The 20,407-nt window shown below is 60.2% G+C and carries 18 protein-coding genes and 1 pseudogene; 8 read left to right on the top strand and 11 right to left on the bottom strand.

Annotated features, from left to right (window positions below):
• Positions 1-41: 41 nt before the first annotated feature.
• From BMI01S_RS17205 to BMI01S_RS17180, 6 genes are all read right to left on the bottom strand, one after another.
• The gene (locus BMI01S_RS17205; protein ID WP_028231193.1) at positions 42-1,379 is read right to left on the bottom strand and encodes a GH1 family beta-glucosidase; all 1,338 of its coding nucleotides are present in this window, start codon (positions 1,377-1,379) and stop codon (positions 42-44) included.
• Between the two features lie 66 nt (positions 1,380-1,445).
• Positions 1,446-2,276, bottom strand: a complete 831-nt coding sequence (locus tag BMI01S_RS17200; protein WP_028212334.1) for a carbohydrate ABC transporter permease — start codon at positions 2,274-2,276, stop codon at positions 1,446-1,448.
• The gene (locus BMI01S_RS17195) at positions 2,273-3,250 is read right to left on the bottom strand and encodes a carbohydrate ABC transporter permease (protein WP_244145247.1); all 978 of its coding nucleotides are present in this window, start codon (positions 3,248-3,250) and stop codon (positions 2,273-2,275) included. Before BMI01S_RS17195 ends, BMI01S_RS17200 begins: the two co-directional genes overlap by 4 nt.
• 147 nt (positions 3,251-3,397) lie before the next feature.
• Positions 3,398-4,645 carry an ABC transporter substrate-binding protein gene (locus BMI01S_RS17190; protein ID WP_028212332.1) on the bottom strand — a complete coding sequence of 416 codons (1,248 nt, stop codon included), beginning with the start codon at positions 4,643-4,645 and terminating at the stop codon, positions 3,398-3,400.
• 166 nt (positions 4,646-4,811) lie between these two features.
• Positions 4,812-5,903, bottom strand: a complete 1,092-nt coding sequence (locus BMI01S_RS17185; RefSeq protein WP_028212331.1) for a LacI family DNA-binding transcriptional regulator — start codon at positions 5,901-5,903, stop codon at positions 4,812-4,814.
• Positions 5,904-6,133: 230 nt separating this feature from the next.
• Positions 6,134-7,288, bottom strand: a complete 1,155-nt coding sequence (locus BMI01S_RS17180; RefSeq protein ID WP_028212330.1) for a porin — start codon at positions 7,286-7,288, stop codon at positions 6,134-6,136.
• A gap of 771 nt (positions 7,289-8,059) precedes the next feature.
• Here BMI01S_RS17180 and BMI01S_RS17175 point away from each other — a divergent pair.
• A complete protein-coding gene (locus tag BMI01S_RS17175) occupies positions 8,060-8,353 on the top strand; it encodes a BON domain-containing protein (RefSeq protein ID WP_028212329.1) in 294 nt (97 codons plus the stop codon).
• A gap of 154 nt (positions 8,354-8,507) precedes the next feature.
• On the opposite strand, the gene BMI01S_RS43035 is transcribed toward BMI01S_RS17175, so the two are convergent.
• A complete protein-coding gene (locus BMI01S_RS43035) occupies positions 8,508-8,945 on the bottom strand; it encodes a helix-turn-helix domain-containing protein (protein ID WP_028231191.1) in 438 nt (145 codons plus the stop codon).
• 480 nt (positions 8,946-9,425) lie between these two features.
• Between BMI01S_RS43035 and BMI01S_RS17165 the strand changes: the two genes are divergently transcribed.
• Together BMI01S_RS17165 and BMI01S_RS17160 are read left to right on the top strand one after the other, a co-directional pair.
• Positions 9,426-10,643, top strand: a complete 1,218-nt coding sequence (locus BMI01S_RS17165) for a hypothetical protein (RefSeq protein WP_028231190.1) — start codon at positions 9,426-9,428, stop codon at positions 10,641-10,643.
• A 78-nt stretch (positions 10,644-10,721) separates the two neighbouring features.
• Entirely contained in the window at positions 10,722-11,267 is a 546-nt protein-coding gene (locus tag BMI01S_RS17160; RefSeq protein WP_028231189.1) for a hypothetical protein, read from the top strand.
• A gap of 113 nt (positions 11,268-11,380) precedes the next feature.
• On the opposite strand, the pseudogene BMI01S_RS40860 reads toward BMI01S_RS17160, so the two are convergent.
• The 4 genes and pseudogenes from BMI01S_RS40860 to BMI01S_RS17145 form a co-directional block, all read right to left on the bottom strand.
• Positions 11,381-11,488 (bottom strand): annotated as a pseudogene (locus tag BMI01S_RS40860) (electron transfer flavoprotein subunit beta/FixA family protein); the annotation flags it as partial.
• Positions 11,489-11,501: 13 nt separating this feature from the next.
• Positions 11,502-13,484, bottom strand: coding sequence for an oxidoreductase (locus BMI01S_RS17155; protein WP_028231188.1), 1,983 nt, complete (start codon positions 13,482-13,484; stop codon positions 11,502-11,504).
• A gap of 70 nt (positions 13,485-13,554) precedes the next feature.
• On the bottom strand, positions 13,555-13,908 hold the full coding sequence (locus tag BMI01S_RS17150; RefSeq protein WP_028231187.1) for an ethanolamine utilization protein EutQ: 354 nt from the start codon (positions 13,906-13,908) through the stop codon (positions 13,555-13,557).
• A gap of 359 nt (positions 13,909-14,267) precedes the next feature.
• Complete coding sequence (locus tag BMI01S_RS17145; RefSeq protein WP_028231186.1) at positions 14,268-14,891, bottom strand: helix-turn-helix domain-containing protein; 624 nt, start codon at positions 14,889-14,891, stop codon at positions 14,268-14,270.
• Positions 14,892-15,376: 485 nt separating this feature from the next.
• Between BMI01S_RS17145 and BMI01S_RS17140 the strand changes: the two genes are divergently transcribed.
• From BMI01S_RS17140 to BMI01S_RS17120, 5 genes are all read left to right on the top strand, one after another.
• Complete coding sequence (locus BMI01S_RS17140; RefSeq protein ID WP_028231185.1) at positions 15,377-16,471, top strand: ABC transporter ATP-binding protein; 1,095 nt, start codon at positions 15,377-15,379, stop codon at positions 16,469-16,471.
• 62 nt (positions 16,472-16,533) lie between these two features.
• Entirely contained in the window at positions 16,534-17,580 is a 1,047-nt protein-coding gene (locus tag BMI01S_RS17135; RefSeq protein ID WP_028231184.1) for an ABC transporter substrate-binding protein, read from the top strand.
• Positions 17,581-17,712: 132 nt separating this feature from the next.
• On the top strand, positions 17,713-18,975 hold the full coding sequence (locus tag BMI01S_RS17130; RefSeq protein ID WP_028231183.1) for an ABC transporter permease: 1,263 nt from the start codon (positions 17,713-17,715) through the stop codon (positions 18,973-18,975).
• A 20-nt stretch (positions 18,976-18,995) separates the two neighbouring features.
• The gene (locus BMI01S_RS17125; protein WP_028231182.1) at positions 18,996-19,832 is read left to right on the top strand and encodes an ABC transporter permease; all 837 of its coding nucleotides are present in this window, start codon (positions 18,996-18,998) and stop codon (positions 19,830-19,832) included.
• A 94-nt stretch (positions 19,833-19,926) separates the two neighbouring features.
• Positions 19,927-20,253 (top strand): cupin domain-containing protein, encoded by a 327-nt coding sequence (locus BMI01S_RS17120; protein WP_244145245.1) that lies wholly within the window; start codon positions 19,927-19,929, stop codon positions 20,251-20,253.
• Positions 20,254-20,407: the final 154 nt, after the last annotated feature.

Below are 20,407 nucleotides of genomic sequence, written 5' to 3'. Positions count from 1 at the left end.
TTCCTCACGCGGGTTACGGTGCGCCTTTGTGCGTGAGCGCGTCAGCGCGAAGCCTCGGCGCCGGCATGCTCCGCGATGACCTCGCTATACCAGTGCGCGCTGTCCTTCAGCGTGCGCCGCTGGGTCTCGTAATCGACGTACACCATGCCGAAACGCTTGTCGTAACCGGACGCCCATTCGAAGTTATCGAGCAGGCTCCATGCGAAATAGCCGGCCACATCGACACCCTTTTGCGCCGCCTCGGACAGTGCGGCGAGGTGCAGATCGTAGAAGCGGATGCGTTCGGTATCCTGCACGCGGCCGTTTTCGAGCACGTCCTTCGACGCGCAGCCGTTCTCGGTGATGAAGATCGGCGGCAGCTCGTACTCGGCATTCAGCTTCGTGAGCAGTTCGGTCAGGCCTTCCGGGTAGATTTCCCAGTCCATGTCCGTGAAACCGTGAACGTCCGGCGGACGCTTTTCGCCGCAAGCGCTCGCGAAAATGCGCGTGTAATAGTTGATGCCGAGGAAGTCCAGCGGCGTGCCGATGATGTCGAAGTCGCCTTCGCGGATCACCTCTTGCGGGCCGTTCGCGCCATACCACTGGAGCGCTTCGTCCGGATATTCACCCTTGAAGATCGGGTCCATGTACCAGCGCACGAACTTCGCATATTCGAGCGACGCAGCGGCCAGGTCCTCCGGCGCATCGGTCGCGCCATGCGCCGGTGACTGGTTGAGCACGATTCCAAGCGGCGCCTTTACGCCGTCGGCGCGCAGCGCCTGCACGGCGAGGCCGTGCGAGAGCAGCAGATGATGGGCCACGTGGGCCGCTTTCTTCAGGTCCGCGTTGCCCGGTGCGAAATAGCCCGTTGCATTGCCGAGCCACGCGGTGCACCAGGGCTCGTTGTGCGTGGCGATCGACGCCACGCGGTCGCCCAGCACGGCGCCGATCTTGCGTGCGTAGTCCGCGAAACGATAAGCCGTGTCGCGGCTCTCCCAACCGTTTTGTTCCGCCTGCAGCGCTTGCGGCAGGTCCCAGTGATACAGCGTCGCGAACGGCTGGATGCCGCGCTTGAGCAAACCGTCTACCAGACGTTCGTAGAACGCGATGCCTTTTTCGTTGAAGGCACCGCGTCCATCGGGTTGAACGCGCGGCCATGCAATCGAGAAACGATAGGCATTGACGCCTAGCTCGGCCATCAGATCGAGATCTTCTTCGAAACGATGGTAGTGATCGCACGCCACATCACCGCTCTCGCCTTTCACGACCTTGCCCGGCACCCGGCAGAACGTGTCCCAGATCGACTCGCCACGGCCATCCTCATGCGCTGCACCTTCGATCTGGTACGAGCTGGTGGCAACGCCCCAGACGAAGTCTTCCTTGAATCGAAATTTCGACATAATTTGGTATCCTGATTAGCCACGCCAGCGCTTTCGCAACTGGGCGGCAATTGAAAGAAGAGAAACTCAGGCCTTCACAGCGCCGGTCGTCAAACCGTCGATCAAGCGCCGCGAAGTGAAAGCGAACAGCACCAGCAAGGGCAGCACAGCGACCGCGGACCCCGCCATCACCGCGCCCCAGTCCGAATTGGTCGGGCTTTGCAAAATGCGCAGCGCGAGAGGCAGCGTGTACATCGAAGGCGAACGCAGCACGACGAGCGCCGAGAGAAAGTTGTTCCACGCCTGAATGAAGCTGATGAGCCCAAGCGTGCCCAGCGCCGGGCCGAGCAGCGGCAGCACGATGCTCCAGTAGATGCGGAACTCGCCGCAGCCGTCGATGCGCGCCGCCTCGATCAGGTCGGTCGGAATGGCAGCGGCAATGTACTGGCGCATCAGGAACACGCCGAGCGCAGCGGCCGCACCGGGCACGTACAGCGCACGCGGTTCGTTGATCCAGCCGAGCAGGTTCATCGTCATGAAGGTCGGAATCATGCTGAGAAACGGCGGCACCAGCATGGCCGTGAGTGCAACGGCAAAGAGCGTCTTCTTGAAACGGAACTCGTACATCGCGAACGCGTAGCCGGCCATCGAGGTGACGAGCAGCGTCAGCAAGGTCTGAATCGTGGCGGTGTAGAAGCTCCAGCCAAGATTGCGCCAGAACGGAATGTGATGCATGAGCGACGCCATGTTGTCGAGAAACGCGTTGCCGAACCAAAGCGGCGGCGGCATCGAGAAAATCTCGGAACTCGTGTGCGTGGCGAAGACGAACATGAACCAGAACGGCGCGAACATCAGCGCGGCGCCGGCCAGAACGATGGCGTAGCCGGTATAGCGAGCTTTGTTGTTCGACAGCTTCATCGCTGTGCCTCCTCTTTCATGCCGCTGCGGTGGAAAATGCGCGTGTTGAGCCACATCAGCGCGGAAATCGTGATAAAGAGCAGCCACGCAATGGAACTGGCCGTGCCGAAGTCGCCGTCGTGGAATGCCGTGCGATACATATAGACAGCCGTGGTCAAGCCGGACTGGCTCGTTCCCATGCCTTCGTTCGGGAGCAGGATGAACGGCTCTTCGAAGAGTTGCAGGCCGCCGATGATCGAGAGCGTCACCGCGAAAAAGATCATTGGCTTGAGAAGCGGAATCGTGATGCGTGTGAACTGCTGCCAGCCGTTCGCGCCGTCAATGCGGGCCGCCTCGTAAATGTCCTTTGGAATGGTCTGCAATGCCGACAAATAGAGCACCGTATTCCAACCCACGTAACGCCAGAACACCACGACCGAGACAGCTGGTTTCACGTTGGCCGGGTTGTACAGCCACTCGACAGGCTTCGAAGGCACGATCCAGTGCAGCCCCGGAATCTTGCCGATTTCGGCAATGGCGAGATTGATCATGCCGAAGTCGGTCGAATAGAGCGACGAGAAGATCAATGCGATCGCCACGCTCGACGTGATGAAGGGCAGGAAATACAGGCCGACGACGAAATTGCGCCAGCGGCGAAACGCGGTTTGCAGAAAGAAGGCGAGCGGCAGCGCGATGAGGTGCTGGGGAACGCCCGACATGACCGCCATCGACGCGGTGTTGTAGAGCGATTTCCAGTACCACGGGTCGGTCAGCGTGAACGTGAAGTTCGACAGTCCCACCCACTTCATGCTCGCCAGTCCCGCCGTCGCGTCCCAGCTCTGGAACGAGAGGTACAGCGAGAACAGCAGTGGGAATGCGAGGAACACGGCGAACAGCAGGAAAAACGGTGCGAGGAACACGTACGGCGCGATCTTGACCGGATCGAGCCGCCTTTTTCCGCGAGGTACGGTGAGCGGGACGAGCGTGTCGCTCATGCGCGCTTCCCGAGATACCTGTTCAGTTGTGGGCAGAGGAGAGTTCATCAATAGTTCCGTCCATTCGGGCGTGGCCGGGCAAGATGCACGGCCACGCTGTTGCAGCGGGCGGGCGCGGGCGTGTCCGCGCCGTTTCATCACAACCGCTTAACGGCGGATCCGATGCGCGATCTGATCCTGTGCTTCCTGCAGCGCCGTGTGGATGTCCTCGTTGCTGTCGACCACCTTGTCGAGCGCCGAGTGGACCGCCTCTTCGGCAACCTGGTCATACTTGCTGCGCTGGATCGCCGGGATGTGCGAAGCCGCATCGCGCCAGATCAGACGAGCCTTTTCGTCGCCGAGGAACGCCACGGGCTGGGCGAAGAACGAATCGTTCTGCGCGGAAAGCAGCGCCGGGAAGGCGTCGATCGAGCGGAACGAAGCGAGCTGCGTGTCCGGGCGCGTCGTCAGGAACCTGATGAACTCCCACGCCATCGGCTTTTGCGTAGCCTTCACCGGAATCGACCAGAACGTGCCCCCGAAGGATGCGTACGCGCCACCGGGGAGATTCGTCGCGCGCCAGAGTCCCTTGGTGTCCGGCGCGATCCACGAAGAGAGGTGGCCGCCGAGCCATGCGCCCATCATTTGCGTCGCGACCGTGCCGCGCTTGAAGCTCTCGGCCCATTCGTTCGACCACGGCGTGATCTTCGCGTCGAGGCCGAGATCGCGCGCCTTCTTCGCAAGCTCGAAGGCCTTCACGAAACGCGGCGACGTGACGACCGGATTGCCCTTCTTGTCGAAGTACACGCCATCGCCTTCCTTCAGGTCGGCACGAATATAGATATCCTCGATATCGCGCGACGATGCCATCAGGTACGCGCCCGTAGCCTTTTTGATCTTCTGGCCGGCCGCGAGATACGAGTCCCACGATTTGGTCAGATCGGCTTCGGTCACACCCGCCTTGTCGAGAATATCCTTGCGATAGAACAGCGTGCCCGGGCCGATGTCGCCCGGCATGCCGACGATCGCGCCATCTTGCGTGGTGGCCTGCGCAAACGTGTAGTTGATGAACTGGCTCTTGTACTGACCCGCGCTATACGGTGGCTTCGACAGGTCTTCGAGACCGCCGCCCGCTGCGAAGCGGCCGATGAAGCCGACTTCGACGGCCATCACGTCGGGCAAGTCCGAACTCGTGGCGAGCGCGGTGGTCATGGCGTTGTGGTGATCGGCGATCGCGAGCGACGACACCTTGATGTCAACGTCGGGATGAAGCTTCTTCCACGCGGGAATCGCGTCCTTGATCTCCTGATCCAGCTTCGGAAATACCGCGACCGACAACGTGGTGTTGGCTTGAGCACCTGCTGCTGCGAGGCTGAGCAGAACGGCTGCGGCAGCGCCTGTAAAACGGAATTTCATTACTCGTCTCCTGTTGATACGTTCGTGAGTGACGTTCAATTGCTCCTCTGCTGCTTCTTGCTACTTCCCCTGTTGTATTGCTTGCCGGTCCCGGATCAGGACTTGCTTTTGTTTGAAAGCGCTTTCATGTCTGACTAAAAAAAATCGCCCGCCAGGGACGCGACAGCTATCTATGCTCATCTCCCGGGCTCAACGATGCCCCGATTCGACGCGTGGTTTCCCGCGTCACTAGCGTGAGTGGAATCGGACTGAGCGCAACGGGCTGTTTGCGGATCATCTGGACGATGCCCTGCGCGGCAAGGCGGCCAATTTCATAAGTCGGCTGACGCACCGTCGTCAAAGGCGGTGTCATATACGAAGACGTCGGCAGATCGTCGAAGCCCACCAGCGAAACGTCCTCGGGCACGCGCACGCCACGGCGGAACATCGCAAGACGTGCGCCGTACGCGGTCTGGTCGTTCGCGCAGAACACGGCGGTGAACATCGGCCTGCGCGCCATCAGGCGCTCCATGGCGGCCAGGCCGCCCGTCTCGAGATAGTCGCCCTGCTCGACCAGATCGGCGTCGAAGCCAATGCCGGCTTCTTCCAGCGCGATGCGATAGCCGTCGAGGCGCTCGATGGCATCCTCGTGGCTGCTTGGACCCGCGATGAAGGCAATTTCGCGGTGACCCTGTTCGATCAGATGGCGGGTCGCGTCGCGTGCGCCCTGGAGATTGTCGATTGGCAGGCCTGCCAGCGTCATGCCGTTTTGCACGGAGCGGCCAAGCACGAGCATCGGCGCGTAGCGCGAGTAGCCGGCAAGCGTTGCTTCATCGAGTTGGGCGTGCAGCAGGATGATGCCGTCGACGCGGCGCGCGATGAACTCTTCGAGGCGCGCTTTTTCGTCGACCACGTTCCAGCGGCTGCTAACGAAGATCGGCGTGAAGCCCGGCTCGGCAAGCGCGTCTTCGATACCGCGCAGCCACTCGGCGTAGAACGGGCTCGACACCGCCTGCGTGAGCACGCCGATCGTTTCGGTCCTGCCGCTCGCAAGACTGCGCGCCAGCACGTTGGGCCGATAGTTGAACCGTGCAATGGCCTCTTCCACTGCGCGCTGCTTTTCGGGAAGCACGCGCGCGGAACCATTCAGGATGCGCGACACCGTGCTCGGCGACACCCCGGCTGCGCGCGCGATTTCCTCGAGCGTCACGTTGGGCCCCGCAGTGGGACCGCTCGGGACATTGGGCGCGCCGGGTGCTTCGTTGGTGTCTTCGCTCATGAACTCCGCCTGAACAATTTTTGAATCGCTTTCAAACACAGAAAGAAAAGCGATTCCGGATACGAATTCGAAGTAACTAAAAATGCGCGAATGAATCGCGGGCAAAACGCGGAAAAAGCAGCCGGTGCGACCAGGGTGGAGGAGAGATCGCACCGGCCTCTCTATAGGAGAGAATTAAGCAGTACCAAATACAAACAGATCGCAACCACTACACTTCAGACACACTCAAATCAGAACATATGCATGATGCCCGTGAAGACGCCGGTCTGGCTGTGACCGTAGTTCGGGTTGTCGTTCGACGACGCGCCCGTTGCCGCGTTGAAATTGTTGTTGCCGTACGGACCGTTGCCGAGGTTGATGTTCGACGTCGAGCTGTTGTGCACGTAACCGGCTTCCGCGTAGAGGAACGTACGCTTGGACAGGTTGTACGTCGTGCCGAGCGTGTACAGCGTGGCGTTGCCGTTGCCGTGGTTCGCATTCGCGTGGAAGACCGCGGCGGTAATCGCCGACGCATCGTTCACCTGCCAGGCGGCGCCGAACCACTCGTGGTCCACCGTGGTCGGCGCGCTCACGCCTGCCGGCTGCGAAGCATTGGTCACGCCCATGCTCGCGTTGGTGGCGGAAGGTGCGCTCAGGTGCTGGTAGCCCGCGTACAGCTTCACAGGACCGATCACATAGGTGCCGCCAGCCAGAATCGAGCGCGAGGCCGAATAAACGTTGTTGAACGAACCGTTTGCGCCACGGACTTCGTCATAGATCACGCGGAAGTCGCCGCTGCCCCACGTATAGATGCCTTCAACCGCATTCGTACGGCCCTGGCCGGTCGGCACGCCCTGCGCGTTGACCGGCGCCGAGTTCCAGCTCGTGTTGTTGGTCAGCGAATACTGGCCCTTGAACACGAGGCCGCCGAACAGCACCGGCGTGTTGTATTCCGCGCCATTGCTGGTGCTCGTCCAGTTGCGACCGCGCACCAGCGTCGAGATTGCGTAACGCTGCATCAGCTGCGGGTCCGTGCCCCAGCTATCCTGCGCAAGTTCGCCGGCGCCGAGATTACCGATCTTGAACAGACCGAAACGGTCATTGGTGAAGCCCACGGTGGCGTGACGGCCAAACAGGTTGCCCGCCGAAGCGCCCGTCATCGTGTTGAGCTGGCCTTCCAGCTGGAAGACCGCCTTCGTGCCGTTGCCCAGGTCTTCGGAGCCGAGCAGGCCGAACCATGAGCAACCCCAGTCGCCGCTCTGTGCCGAGAACCTGCTACCGCCCGGCAGACCGGTTTCATACTGGACGCCGTTGTCGATACGGCCGTACAGGGTGACGCTGCTCTGCGCGTGTGCCATCGTCGTCGCAGCTGCCATCACCGACAATGCAATAAGCTTTTTCTTCATTAGGGATCCTATATATATTTTGGCGTCTCCAAACCGCGCAGGTCGCGTGCGCTCTACACGTTCCCTACCAGGCTGCCTCACAGAAATGTTTCGAATCACATTTCGAGGCGATTATAGGGATGCCCATGCCCCGTGTATCGAGCGGACCGGCCAGGGAAAACGATGTTACCGCTAACGCTTGCGTGTCGAGCGGTCCCGAAGTAGGCGCCTGCTTTGTGACCATCGCGTGATGGTCATATGCCCGGCAAATCCATTTCGCTCCGTGGGGAAAAATATGCGCGGTGCGGGAAATGCGTCGAACATCCGTGCTACTCCGGCGAAGTGACGCTTGACAGCGCTTTCAAACGCAGTGCTCGGATGTTGTGAACTTGCAACGAACGACAGAAATTTATTTGGCCGTTGCGCCTGCAGCTTTCGCCGTCGCCTGGCAGCGCTGTCATCGGCAGGCGCGGGAAATAGCGACTATCATCAAGGTATACCCTGCCGGGCACTGAGTTGAGTTTTGCCGGTAAGCACATTGAGCGCGGGCTCGTCAATCTGTTCCGCGATCTTTCCGGCCTTGCAATATCGCGCGACGCCGTATCCAGCGCCTCGACTCCCGCAGTTCCCCGCCACGTCGCTCGCGCGACGTCCCGTCCGAACGCAATGCACCAGCACCCACGAGCACATTTAGCGCCGGGCAACGGCATCGCGGCTTCACGCTCGCGTTGACCGGGACCGGAAGATCATTTGCCGGAGTTCCCGGCATCTTTGCCACTGCAAGGAGGTATCGTGAAAGCGATCATCACTGCCACGCTCGTATTCCTGATTTCCGGCGCGATCGTCCCGGTCGTCCAGGCGCAGACCGACTCGAGTGCAAGCGACCCGCAACTCGCACATAGCGTACGCGTCAGCTTCGCGCACGCTGGCGTCAGCACCTCACACGTATTTGTTTTTGCCAGAGGAGGCAAAGTCACGCTGCTCGGATGGGTGCCCGAACACGATCAGGTCGCGCTGGCCGAGCGCACCGCGGCTTCGGTTCCTGGCGTAACTTCGGTGGACAGCTGGCTTGCGCGTGGCCTCTGAGGGCGATGGGGTCGATGGTCGATTGGATCCGTACGACCGGATATAAGCGGTGCGCGGACGTCGTCCGACTGATCCGCGCGCCGCTCCTGCGCTTGCGGGCGGAGCTGCATGCCGCGAGGGCTTGACCGTGGAGCGGTCAGAAAGCGCTTTCTCGTCACTCGCCCTGACGGGTGCCCTTGCGATAGTCAGAAGGGCTACTGCCGGTCCAATGTTTAAATGCGCGGCAGAATCCGGTCGCATCGGAAAAGCCGAGATCAAACGCCAGCACGGTGGCGTCAACGATAACGATGGCACCCTCTGGGTTTGCTAACGCGCTTAGGTCGATCACTTGAAGTGCGCGAGCAAACCGCGCGCAGAAATCGGTGGGGTTGTGGATGGTCACGTCCAAACCATCGCCTTTCATCGCTCGACGAAAAGCAGCGACGCCGTAGAACGCTATATCTATGAGCGCATTGGCGATCCGAAGCGAGCTGATGAGCGGCCTCGCCTGAGCGCGCTGCATCTCGAACGCGGACAATTTGGAGAGATGGTTCGCAGTAGCCATGGCGATGCTCACAGTCCGGAAATACCCGGGATTTTCGTTGGCAAACATGCCCCACTATTGGGGGGCGCCAAGCTACCGTAGTTGCCGTGCATTTCGATCGTGGGCGCAACAGATCAACTTGACCACCCTCATTTCATGCCACGAGCAGCCTGGGCACAATCAACCTCACCAACATCTAACGTCCGGCGTGTGGTTAGCAAAGTCAAGTGCGCCGCTTTGCTTTCTGTCTGCTAATCGCCTATGTTTTTAATGCACGATTGCCGCGCGATGACGATTTCCGTGCATGCACCTTGCCTGTGCGTTCGATCGATGATCCCAGCAACGCCTTCAAAAACGGGAATGGGAATATCCGCAGCAAGCCATAAGTGCATCACAATCGCGCGTCCATTCAGACATATTCAGCCCGGGCTCCATCGGGATGCCCGATATCGGCTACAAACGCCAGGATGAGGACGTCAGGCTACTGACGGCCATCTGTCATGCCGCTTCTTCGTGACATAGAACCGACACATTAGCAGGAGAACTAACATGTGTTCCATCTCGCTAAAGGTGCAACTCAAACCATACTTTTATAGATGTGGCTTCGGTTGGATTCTGGCGCTAATCCTCAGTTTTTGGCTCGTAGAAGCCCACGCGCAGCAAATTCGCTATCGTTATGTCTCACTGGACCAGATCGCGCTGCCGGCTGGATTTACCCAGCTTTATCCCAGCGCGATCCTGAATAACGGTCGGGTTTACGTCACCCTCTGTGATGCCACGTGCAGCAACACTGAATTCGCCTACATCGAGGACGGGACGCTGACCGTTCTTCCGCAGGTTCCGCCTGGCAGTTTCGCCGGTCCGGTCAACGCAAGCGGCACTATTGGCGGTTCCATCCTGGTCGACCCCGTCAATTTCATCTTTCGCGCCGCTATATTCAAGGGAGGCCAGGTCAAGCTCATTCCGCCGCTGCCTGGAGAGCAGTTTGCCTCTGTCCTTGCACTGAACGATAACGACACCGCTCTGGTGGCGTCATCCGATGCTTCAGGCAATACGACCTATGAGCTTTACCGCAACGGCACGGCAACACCGATCAACTTCGGTCCGAACATTGAGAATCCCTTCTTTACGCTTTTTGGAGTCTGCAGGTGCATAAACAACAACGGAATTATTGAGGGAACTGAAGGTCCTGGCCTCTACAATGGAGCTCGGGGCTTCCGACTCGACCCACGCAACGGCAACGCCATGATCCTCAATCCGTTCCCGGGGGATCCAAGTGAAACGCTTGCCTGGGGTCAGGCTATTAACCAGGCGGGCAATGTTCTCGGCTACTCGTTTACTCCGGGACTTCCTTACCATGAGCGCATCGGGGTGTGGGGGCCCAATGGCGTCTTTTATAGCTACTTTGTGGAGACCGACGGAAGCAATCGGCTGCTCTTCAATGACAACAACCTGATCGTCATCACGGAATTCTTTGGATTGAACGTCAGTTACGTTGTGCCTGGTCCAGGCGTACGCCTGAATCTGGCTAATCTGGTCGTCAATCTTCCAGCGGGACAAGACCTGTTTTTGATCTCCGACTTGAACAACAACGGAGACATGATCGGCTCGAGCTCCACACAGGCCAACTTCCTGCTACAGCGTCTTAATGCAGGAGACCAGCAGGTCTACACGACGCCTCTAGTGAAAAATACGCCGCACGCTATCCCTCCGGTGATTGCCATGATGCGCAGTCGGCTACGTCAGCAATCAGGGCCGGCCAAATAATGTGGGATCGGCCGGGAAGTTCACATCCCGGCGCGCCGTTTACAACTCGACAATCCACACTTCGCCCTTGCTGATTGAATGGCCGGTTCCACAACACCGACAACGTCGCCCCTATCATTCAACAACGGATTTCGCGAAGCAGCGTACCTCTATCAGAACGGGAGAACTACGCTTCTGGACAAGCTGGTTGCGGAGCCTGGATGGCATCTGGACGATGCGGTCGATATCAATAACAGCGGGCAAATCATCGGAAGGGGGACGCTGTACGGCACCACGACGGCTTTCATGTTGTCGCCCATTTCGGGCGGCCCGAGCTGGTGGTCCTTACCGTTGCAGGCACTTGTCGGGACGCTTCTCGGTGGTGTCGCCTATGACGCGGGCGGCTGGATGATCATTGGCGGAAGGCGGGTTCCGGTCAGTCCATGGGGGGCCTGGCAGCAACTGCAGCCGGAAAAACGCGATGCACTCATTGCACTCGCGGCAGACGAGCTCGCGAGCTATATCTCTGACGAAGCAACCCGCGTCAAGATTCGAACAGCGCTGGTCGAATCGGCAAGCGGCCAGCTGAAAAGCATGAATGTCGGTCTCGGTCGAACCGGCCCGGCACCAGACGACTCACGGTGATTCCCATGAAGCGTTGGCTTGCCTTATTCCTTGGCTCATTAGTCAGACCCACCAGCCTCGCCAGTCCGGCGATTTAGACTCTACCGGCTTGCCTGCCAGATGCTGGATCGCGCATTCATCGACATCTTCACATTGGCAATGTCGACATCCGTGTTGTCCGACTTCACACGGACCTTCACGTTGTAATCGACCACTCGCTTGACGGCTACGAGAATCTTCATCATCTTTACTTTCCTAAATTTGCCACGCGGCCCTCAGGCCTTCATAGACGGCCTCTTCGGCGGTACGAGGCGCCATGCAATCACCAATCGCAATCAGTTCCATAGGCGACGCATCCCGTTCTGCATCGATCCACGACCGCAATGCGGTCTCGAGTGTGTTGTCGGGTTGATGGCCATGGCATAGCACGAGCGTATCGATATTGTCGAAAATGATCGCCTCATCGCTGGTTGTGTGTTGCATGAATACGGTGTCGCCGTCACAGCCATAGAGTCGTGCATACGGAATAACCGTGATCCGTTGGCGATGGAGTCCGGCTGCCACGTTGTCACGCACATACAGCGGCAGAGTCTCGCCCGCATGGGTGCCATTGACGGCGAGCTGCACGTCCGACCCTGCGCGCGTCAGCATTTCGGCGATGCCGGGTCCGATCCAGTCACAGCGCCAGTCCACCACCAAAGCACGATGGCCGACCTTGACCTCGCCCCGCAGGATCTGCCAGGCATCGACGACCTGAATGCCACCCCCATGTTCGAACTCGGGCACATAGGGCTTTGCGCCCGTCGCGAGGATGATCACGTCGGGCTTCCCGGACCGGATCAGCGTCTCGTCGACGCGCGTATTCGTGACCACGCGCGCTCCCGACAGTTCGAGTTCACGCGTCAGATTCGTGACGATCCCGCCGAATTCGCTGCGACGCGGCAGCAACTGCGCGAGCAGTGCCTGGCCGCCCGGCTGGCTGGCCGCCTCATAGAGCGTCACGTCATGGCCCCGCTGCGCCGCGGTGGCCGCCGCCTTCATGCCAGCCGGGCCGCCGCCGACGACCATGACCTTCCGGCGCTGCGCGGCGGGTCGCATCTCCCCGTAGGTCAATTCCCGCCCTGTCTCCGGGTGCTGAATGCACGAAATCGGATAGCCACGATGGAAGTGCCCAATACAAGCCTGATTGCATGCGATACATGCCCGAATGTCGTCGGTCCTGCCCGCCTGCGCTTTGGCCGGCATCAATGGGTCACAGATCAGCGCGCGCGTCATCCCGCACACGTCGGCCTGACCGTTCACGATGACAGCTTCGGCCTCATGCGGCTGATTGATACGCCCGCCGACGAATACCGGAATGGCGAGGCGCTCTTTGAACGCCTTCGAGTCGGGCGCGACGTAGGCGTTGTTGAACGACATCGGTGGCACGATGTGAATGGCGCCGCCAAGTGAAGCGGAGGTGCCCGCGATGATGTTCACGTAGTCCAGTTCCCGTTCGAGCCGGGCACAGGCCTCGAGCGCGTCTTCGTCCGTAAGCCCCTCTGCGTCGCGCTCGCCCGCGCTGATGCGCATGCCGATCACGAACGAGTCTGACGTTTGCCGACGCATCTCGGCAAGCACCTCGCGCAGAAAGCGCAGGCGATTGTCGAGGCTGCCGCCATATTCATCCGTCCGGCGGTTGACCCGCGGGTTAAGAAATTGCGAAGGCAGATAACCGTGGCTCGCGACGAATTCCACGCCGTCGAGTCCTGCTTCGTTCATGCGGCGCGCCGCGTCGCCGTATCCCCGGACGATCTCGCCGATCATCTCGTGCGTAAGCGCGCGCGGCATCACATGAAACCGCTCGTTCGGTGTGCTCGATGGCGCATAAGCCACCGCGAGCAGGCCGTCTGCCGACTCCATCAGTTCACGCCCGGGATGGAAGAGTTGCGTGAACAGCCGGCAGCCGTGGGCGTGGACGGCATCGGCAAGGCGCCGGTATCCGGGAATGCAGTCGTCGTCCGTGGCCATGAGCAGATGCGATGTATAGCGGGCCGTCTCGTGCACGCCTGCCACCTGCATCACGATGAGGCCCGCGCCGCCGCGCGCCCGAGCCTCGTGGTATGCGACGAGGGCGTCGTTGATTCGCCCATCGGTCGGCATCGTTGTGTCGTGTCCAGTGGACATGATCCGGTTTTTCAGCGTCGCGCCTCGGATCTGCAGTGGCGAGAACAACTTCGGGAACAGGGTCGCGCTCATGGGGAGGTGAGGTCAGGTAATCTGGTCGTTCGAAAGGAAAGTATTCAAAGCAAGTACCGGCGAACACGCGTCACGTCGCCTGCCGCTCCTGCCAGTCAACGGGCGCAAGCGCATAGAACACGGTTGCGCCCTCCCCTTCGTAGCGAAGCGGCGTATTTTCTGGAATCCAGATGATTTCTCCGGACATTGCTTCGAAAACTTTATCGGCGACCCGAAGCCTGAACACGCCCTCCAGCACGACGATCAACTCGTCATAGAGCACGGTCCATTCGATCGAGACATTGTCGAAGCGTGCCACGCCCGCCCCCATCGTGCGGCTATGCTGCGGACCAATCAATCGGGCAATCGAAGCCGATCCGGTCTCGTGGTCGCCGTATGGCTCAAACGCCACCCTGTCGTGCTTGAACTGAATGACTTCAGGCATGGGTTCCTCATCCACTTTGTGCTGTTACGAGTCGTCCCGACCAATCGCTCACGATCCGGAGGGTCACGAGCATTTTTTATCCATGAGTAAAAAAAAACAATGTTTTTTTACTAGGTAGTATTCCCCGGGTCGCGTGACACCATGGGCTCGCGTTGAATCGGCTTAGAGGTAATCTGGCGCAATGGCAGCAGAGGGCTGGGCGCGATGAGGGTCTGGCCGCCCCGGCGGCCAGACGGTCCAGCAATGTGAGCGAGGGAGGCGTACGACGCGACGACGGACGGCCGCTGCCCGGTCCGGATCTGACCCGCCGGGGCGGCGGGCGATGGCAGGAAGCCCTGTTGGGCGGGTTGCGTGGAGCGTCAGTAACTCGGTGGCGAGATCGCCCAGATGATCACGGTCTCCACGACACCGGGATTGCGGTAACGGTGTGCAAGCTGGGACGAAAAGGCGACACTGTCGCCTTCGCTGAGCAGGAAATGCCTGTCGTCGCCAATCCAGATTTCCAGCTGCCCGGTTTGCACGTACGCGACTTCATCTCCCTCGTGAGAGTAACTCTTCGGGCTTTCCGCGCCGGGGGGAATGCGCACATGCAGCATCTCCAGCTGCATGTCCATCCGGGCCGTCAGCAACTCGTCCACTACGCCCTGCTCATACCGCATCTGCAGGCGGTTGCCGCGGCGCACGACAAAGCCCTCCTCGGCGGCGGGAACAGGCGTGTTGCCTGAAAAAAACCACTGCACGGTCACACCAAGGGCCTTCGCTACGTTGACCAACGCCGCGATCGACGGCGAAGCAAGGTTGCGTTCCAGCTGGCTGATATAGCCCGCCGACAGATTGGTGCTGTCGGCCAACTGCATGAGCGTCATCTGACGACGTTTGCGCAAGCCGCGGATCCTGTCACCAAGGACAGGTGTTGCCGCCGTATTTTCGACCTCATCGGGAGATGAAGACGGAATCGCGCGAGTTTTCTTCTGATAGGTCATACGATTGATCGCTCCCTTCGACCATTCGATACAGGAGGACACAAAAAGCTGTCCGGACAGGGTCTGCGCCTGCCCTTGGTGACGTGGCAAGGCCGGCCGGACAACCCTGTGCCCGTCGATACCAGGCAATCGTCATTGTTGCACAGACCGCCGGACTTCTAAACTATAAGTAAAAATGCTGACCACTTTTTTTACCCTGGAAAAAATCGTTTGATGTACATTTGCCTCGACGGACGACGAGATCAACGACTGTCAACTCGGCCTCGATGACCCTTTTTCGCTGGGCGCGGCGATTTCGACTTCTGAACGCTGTGTTGCATCCGATCAGGAATCGGTCGTGACGTGACTCGCGATGCGGCGAAGTTCGAAAAAGAGGCACCGAACAATCGGCTCCTCATCGAAAAGGGCGATGCTTCATCCAGTACGTGACAGGCAGGACACCCATCGCGGTCCAGCACAGACCACTTATTTTGGACAACCAATCAATGAGCCAGACTGACAGTGTTCTTGTAAGTTTTCGCGGCGTGCGCAAGACCTATGACGGCGAAACGCTCGTCGTCAAGCAACTCGATCTCGACATCTATCGGGGCGAATTCCTGACGTTGCTCGGACCGTCGGGCTCCGGCAAGACAACCTGCCTGATGATGCTTGCGGGCTTCGAGTTCCCGACGGGAGGCGAGATCTGGCTCGACGGCCAGCTACTGAACATCGTGCCGCCGCACAAGCGCAATATCGGCATGGTGTTTCAGAACTATGCGCTGTTCCCGCATCTCACGGTTGAGCAGAACGTTGGGTATCCGCTGACCGTGCGCAAGGTTGCCGCCGACGAACACGCGTATCGCGTGAGCAACGCGTTGAAAATGGTGCGCATGGAGGGCTTCGCACAGCGCTATCCGGCGCAACTGTCGGGCGGCCAGCAGCAGCGCATTGCGCTGGCTCGCGCGCTCGTGTTCGAGCCCAAGCTCGTGTTGATGGACGAGCCACTCGGCGCGCTCGACAAACAGTTGCGCGAGCACATGCAATACGAACTCAAATCGCTGCACGAGAAACTCGGCGTCACGTTCGTCTACGTGACGCACGACCAGGGCGAAGCGCTGACGATGTCCGATCGCGTCGCCGTGTTCGATAAGGGCATCGTGCAGCAGCTCGATACCGTCGACAGTCTCTATGAGTCGCCATGCAACGAGTTCGTCGCGAACTTCATCGGCGACAGCAACCGCCTACGCGGCACGATCGCGAATGTCGATGGCGATTACTGCCAGTTTCACCTACCCGACGGCACGCGGCTCGTCGGGCGTCACATGGGTCGTGCAAAGGCGGGTACGCCAGCCGTCGCGTGCATCCGGCCCGAGCGCATGCAACTCACGGCGGGCGCGTCGAAGTCGCGCGGGAACGCGCTGGCGGCTCGCGCACGCGGTCTCATCTATTTTGGCGACCACGTGCGCATGCGCTGCGGGTTGCCGGAACAGGACGAGTGCTTCGTCAAGGTGCCGCTCGGCACGGAAGCACTCGAAACCTTTGCGCCCGGCGTGCCCGTCGCGCTCGAATTCAAACCCGAGCACCTGCGCGTCTTTGCATGAATTCCATCGCAACAACGTTCTGACTGAACGCGACATATCACCACCGAGGAGAAGAGCACGCCATGAGAAAGATCGGGAAGACAAATTTTCCAACCATTGCCGCGCTAGCGCTCTCGCTGGCAACAGTCCAGGCCGGTGCAGCCGAACTCACGGTCGCCAACGCCGGAGGCGCGAACGGCGATGCCCAGAAGACCGCCTTTTACCATCCGTTTGAAGCTCAGACCGGCACAAAGATCGTTCCAGTTGAATACAACATGGAACTCGCCAAGATCAAGACGATGGTCGAAGCAAAGCGCGTCACGTGGGACGTCGTCGAAACCGAAACAGGCGATGTTGGCCGCGGCTGTGATGAAGGTTTGTATGAAAAACTCGACTGGTCGAAGATCGCGAAGAGCGGTGACCTGATGCCGTATGCGAGGCAGACCTGCGCCGCTGGCATGTTTGTCTGGTCAACCGCACTTGCTTACAACGGTGACAAATTGAAGACGGCGCCGGCGGGCTGGGCCGACTTCTGGGACGTGAAGAAATTCCCTGGCAAGCGGGGCATGCGCAAGGGTGCGCACTACAACCTGGAAATTGCACTGATGGCTGACGGTGTCGCGCCGAAAGATGTTTACAAGGTGCTCGCATCAAAGGAAGGCCAGGATCGCGCGTTCAGAAAGCTCGCCGAACTGAAGCCGAACATCCAGTGGTGGGAAGCCGGTGCGCAGCCGCCGCAGTTCCTCGTCGCAGGTGATGTGGCAATGTCGACGGTGTACAACGGACGTATCGACGCAGCGCAGAAAGAAGGCAAGAACCTGAAAGTCGTGTGGAACGGCAACATTTTCGATGTCGAATGGTGGGCAATTCCGAAGGGTGCCCCGAACAGGGAACTGGCGGAAAAATTTATCGCATTTACGCTGTCGTCAAAACCACAGGGTGATTTCGCCAGGACCATCGCGTACGGGCCGGTGAATCAGGCCGCCATCAAGTCGCTCGATGCAAAGACGCTCGTGAAGCTGCCCAACTCGCCAGCGAATGCGACCAACGCGTTGAAAATGGACATCACCTTCTGGACCGACCACGGCGATGAACTCGAACAACGCTTCGCGTCGTGGGCATCGAAGTAAGTGCGACGCGACGACGAAGGCTGAATGGGTGTGGCCTCTGGAACGAGGCCACATCAGCGAGGTGCAGCCCCGCGCGTTCATTTCAACGCGGCGCGCGGTTGGGACAAAATGCAGGGGACAGATGTGACAACGATGACGATCGCCGCCGACGCGGCCCCCGAGTCGACCAACAAACTCAAGCGCGAACTGAAGGCTGCGGAAGCGAAGAAGCGCGCGATGGCGCTGCTGCTGATCGCGCCGCTCGCGATTTTTCTGCTGCTGATCTTCGTCCTGCCGATCGGCGCGCTGCTCACGCGCGCTGTGCAGAACCCCGAGATCGCGACGGCGCTGCCGCATACCGTGACGGCGTTGCGCGACTGGGACCGCAAGTCCCCGCCATCCGACGGGACCTATGTTGCGCTCGCCACCGATCTCACGGCGGTTGCCGACGGTGAAGCGATGGGCGCGCTTGCACGGCGTCTGAATACGGAAATTCCCGGTTATCGCTCGCTCGTCGCGAAGACGGCGCGCGCGATGCCGATGAACGACGACGCGGGCCACGCGCTGCCGCCCGCGCAGGTCAAAGCAAAGATTCTCGAAGTGGACGAACGCTGGGGCGACGCGAAGTACTGGCAGGCAATCGCGAAGAACGGCAGCACGTATTCGCAGTTCTACCTGCTCGCCGCGCTCGATCACAAGCAGGATGCGTTCGGTCACATCATTCCCACCGACCCCGATCAGCAGATCTATCTCGCCGTCCTCAGCCGCACCTTCGTGATCGGCTTTGCGGTGACGGCGTTGGCGTTGCTACTCGGCTACCCGCTTGCCTACTGGATCTCGACGCTGAGCGAACGGCGCGCGAATCTCGTGATGATCCTCGTGCTGATTCCTTTCTGGACCTCGATCCTCGTGCGCGTCGCCGCGTGGATCGTGATTCTGCAAACAGAGGGGCTCGTCAACAAGGCGCTGCTCGGCACCGGTTTGATTCATGACCCGTTGGCGTTGCTGTTCAATCGGGTCGGCGTCTATATCTCGATGACGCACATTCTGCTGCCGTTCATGATTTTGCCGCTGTATAGCGTGATGAAGTCTATTCCGCCCAGCTATCACAGCGCGGCGCTTTCGCTCGGCTCACATCCGTTCGCGGCGTTCTGGCACGTATATGTGCCGCAGACCTGGCCGGGCGTCGGCGCGGGCGCGCTGCTCGTGTTCATCCTTGCGATCGGGTACTACATCACGCCGGCGCTCCTTGGCGGACCCGACGACCAGATGATCAGCTATTACGTCGCTTACTTCACGAATGTGACGGTCAACTGGGGCATGGCGTGCGCGCTCGGCGGTCTGCTGCTCGCGGCGACGATCATGCTGTACATCATCTACGGGCGTTTTACGCGTACATCACTGAGTCTTGGTTGAACGCGTTTGGAGCTTATTGAATGAAATTCGCCGAACCGCTGTTTCCGCCGCACACGTCGCCGATCGAGCGCGTGTGGTATTTCGTGTTGCGCGGCATGGCCGTGATGACGCTGCTGTATCTGATCCTGCCCGTCCTTGCTATCGTGCCGCTGTCGTTTTCGTCCAGCACGTTCCTCGTCTATCCGATTCCGGGCTGGTCGCTGCGCTGGTACCAGAACCTGATCGCCTCCGACGAATGGCGGATGGCCGCCAGGAACAGCTTCATCGTCGCGCCGTCCGCCACGGTGCTGGCCACAGTGCTCGGCACGCTTGCGGCGATCGGCCTCACGAAGGCGAACTTCAAAGGCAAGGCGCTGCTGATGGCGATCCTGATCTCGCCGATGATCGTGCCCGTGGTGGTGGTCGGCGTCGGCATGTACCTGTTCTTTGCGCCGCTGGGCCTCGCCAATACCTATATCGGGCTGATCATGGCGCATGCGTCGCTGGGTGTGCCCTTCGTCGTGACGACCGTCGCGGCCACGCTGCAGGGCTTCAACTACAACCTCGTGCGCGCGAGCCTGTCGCTAGGCGCAAACCCTGTGAAGACGTTTTTCAGCATCACGCTGCCCGTGATCGCGCCGGGCGTGATCTCGGGTGCGTTGTTCGCGTTCGCAACCTCGTTCGATGAAGTGGTCGTCACGTTGTTCCTCGCGGGCGCGGACCAGACGACCTTGCCGCGTCAGATGTTCACGGGCATTCGCGAGAACATCAGCCCGACGATCGCCGCGCTGGCGACCATTTTGGTCGTGTTCTCCACCTGTCTGCTGCTCGCGCTCGAGTGGCTGCGCGGAAGGAATGCGGCGCAAGCAACGCGATAATTGCGTGTGTGCAGTCGAAGTGGAAGCAACGAGAAACCCGCAAACGTCACGGTCCTTGCCGACCATGCGACCACGCGAGTCTACGAGGTCTTCCTTGCAGCACGGTCCGGAAGGTAGCGGGCCGCCTCTGCACGCCCATGACTGGGACGAATCATTCTACGTGATCGACGGCAGCGTCGAAATCACTTACGACGGCATTACCTCGGTCGCGACCAAGGGCTCGTTCGTTCATGTTCCGGCCGGCACGGTTCACAGCTTCCGCTGCGGCCCCGGCGGTGTTGAGATGCTGTCAATTACCAGTCACACCAGTCAGGCGGCGAACCTGTTCACGACGATCGATCGCGAAGTCACCGCGATGCCACCCGACGTTTCGAAGCTGGTCGAGATAGGGATCCGGTACGGCGCGCGCCTTGGCGCGTGACGGCTGCGCCGGGCCGCGGGGGCAGAGCTCGACCGTAAGCGGGCTCGGGCGGCGTCGGCCGTTCATTGGCGAGCGGCGGAAGCACCGTTGCGGCAGCCCGTGGGCATTGCGGGGCGCTCGCGTAAAAGGAGAGGATCCAACCGGAACGGTCGCA

This window comes from Paraburkholderia mimosarum LMG 23256 = NBRC 106338 (genome assembly GCF_000739815.1).
GTDB lineage: Bacteria > Pseudomonadota > Gammaproteobacteria > Burkholderiales > Burkholderiaceae > Paraburkholderia > Paraburkholderia mimosarum.
This window is presented reverse-complemented; position numbering and strand designations above follow the sequence as displayed.

Bases quoted from the DNA above. Each gene is read 5' to 3' on its own strand.
- BMI01S_RS17205 (WP_028231193.1), bottom strand. From the start codon at position 1,379: ATGTCGAAATTTCGATTCAAGGAAGACTTCGTCTGGGGCGTTGCCACC.
- BMI01S_RS17200 (WP_028212334.1), bottom strand. From the start codon at position 2,276: ATGAAGCTGTCGAACAACAAAGCTCGCTATACCGGCTACGCCATCGTT.
- BMI01S_RS17195 (WP_244145247.1), bottom strand. From the start codon at position 3,250: ATGAGCGACACGCTCGTCCCGCTCACCGTACCTCGCGGAAAAAGGCGG.
- BMI01S_RS17190 (WP_028212332.1), bottom strand. From the start codon at position 4,645: ATGAAATTCCGTTTTACAGGCGCTGCCGCAGCCGTTCTGCTCAGCCTC.
- BMI01S_RS17185 (WP_028212331.1), bottom strand. From the start codon at position 5,903: ATGAGCGAAGACACCAACGAAGCACCCGGCGCGCCCAATGTCCCGAGC.
- BMI01S_RS17180 (WP_028212330.1), bottom strand. From the start codon at position 7,288: ATGAAGAAAAAGCTTATTGCATTGTCGGTGATGGCAGCTGCGACGACG.
- BMI01S_RS43035 (WP_028231191.1), bottom strand. From the start codon at position 8,945: ATGTTTGCCAACGAAAATCCCGGGTATTTCCGGACTGTGAGCATCGCC.
- BMI01S_RS17165 (WP_028231190.1), top strand. From the start codon at position 9,426: ATGTGTTCCATCTCGCTAAAGGTGCAACTCAAACCATACTTTTATAGA.
- BMI01S_RS17160 (WP_028231189.1), top strand. From the start codon at position 10,722: ATGGCCGGTTCCACAACACCGACAACGTCGCCCCTATCATTCAACAAC.
- BMI01S_RS17155 (WP_028231188.1), bottom strand. From the start codon at position 13,484: ATGAGCGCGACCCTGTTCCCGAAGTTGTTCTCGCCACTGCAGATCCGA.
- BMI01S_RS17150 (WP_028231187.1), bottom strand. From the start codon at position 13,908: ATGCCTGAAGTCATTCAGTTCAAGCACGACAGGGTGGCGTTTGAGCCA.
- BMI01S_RS17145 (WP_028231186.1), bottom strand. From the start codon at position 14,891: ATGACCTATCAGAAGAAAACTCGCGCGATTCCGTCTTCATCTCCCGAT.
- BMI01S_RS17140 (WP_028231185.1), top strand. From the start codon at position 15,377: ATGAGCCAGACTGACAGTGTTCTTGTAAGTTTTCGCGGCGTGCGCAAG.
- BMI01S_RS17135 (WP_028231184.1), top strand. From the start codon at position 16,534: ATGAGAAAGATCGGGAAGACAAATTTTCCAACCATTGCCGCGCTAGCG.
- BMI01S_RS17130 (WP_028231183.1), top strand. From the start codon at position 17,713: ATGACGATCGCCGCCGACGCGGCCCCCGAGTCGACCAACAAACTCAAG.
- BMI01S_RS17125 (WP_028231182.1), top strand. From the start codon at position 18,996: ATGAAATTCGCCGAACCGCTGTTTCCGCCGCACACGTCGCCGATCGAG.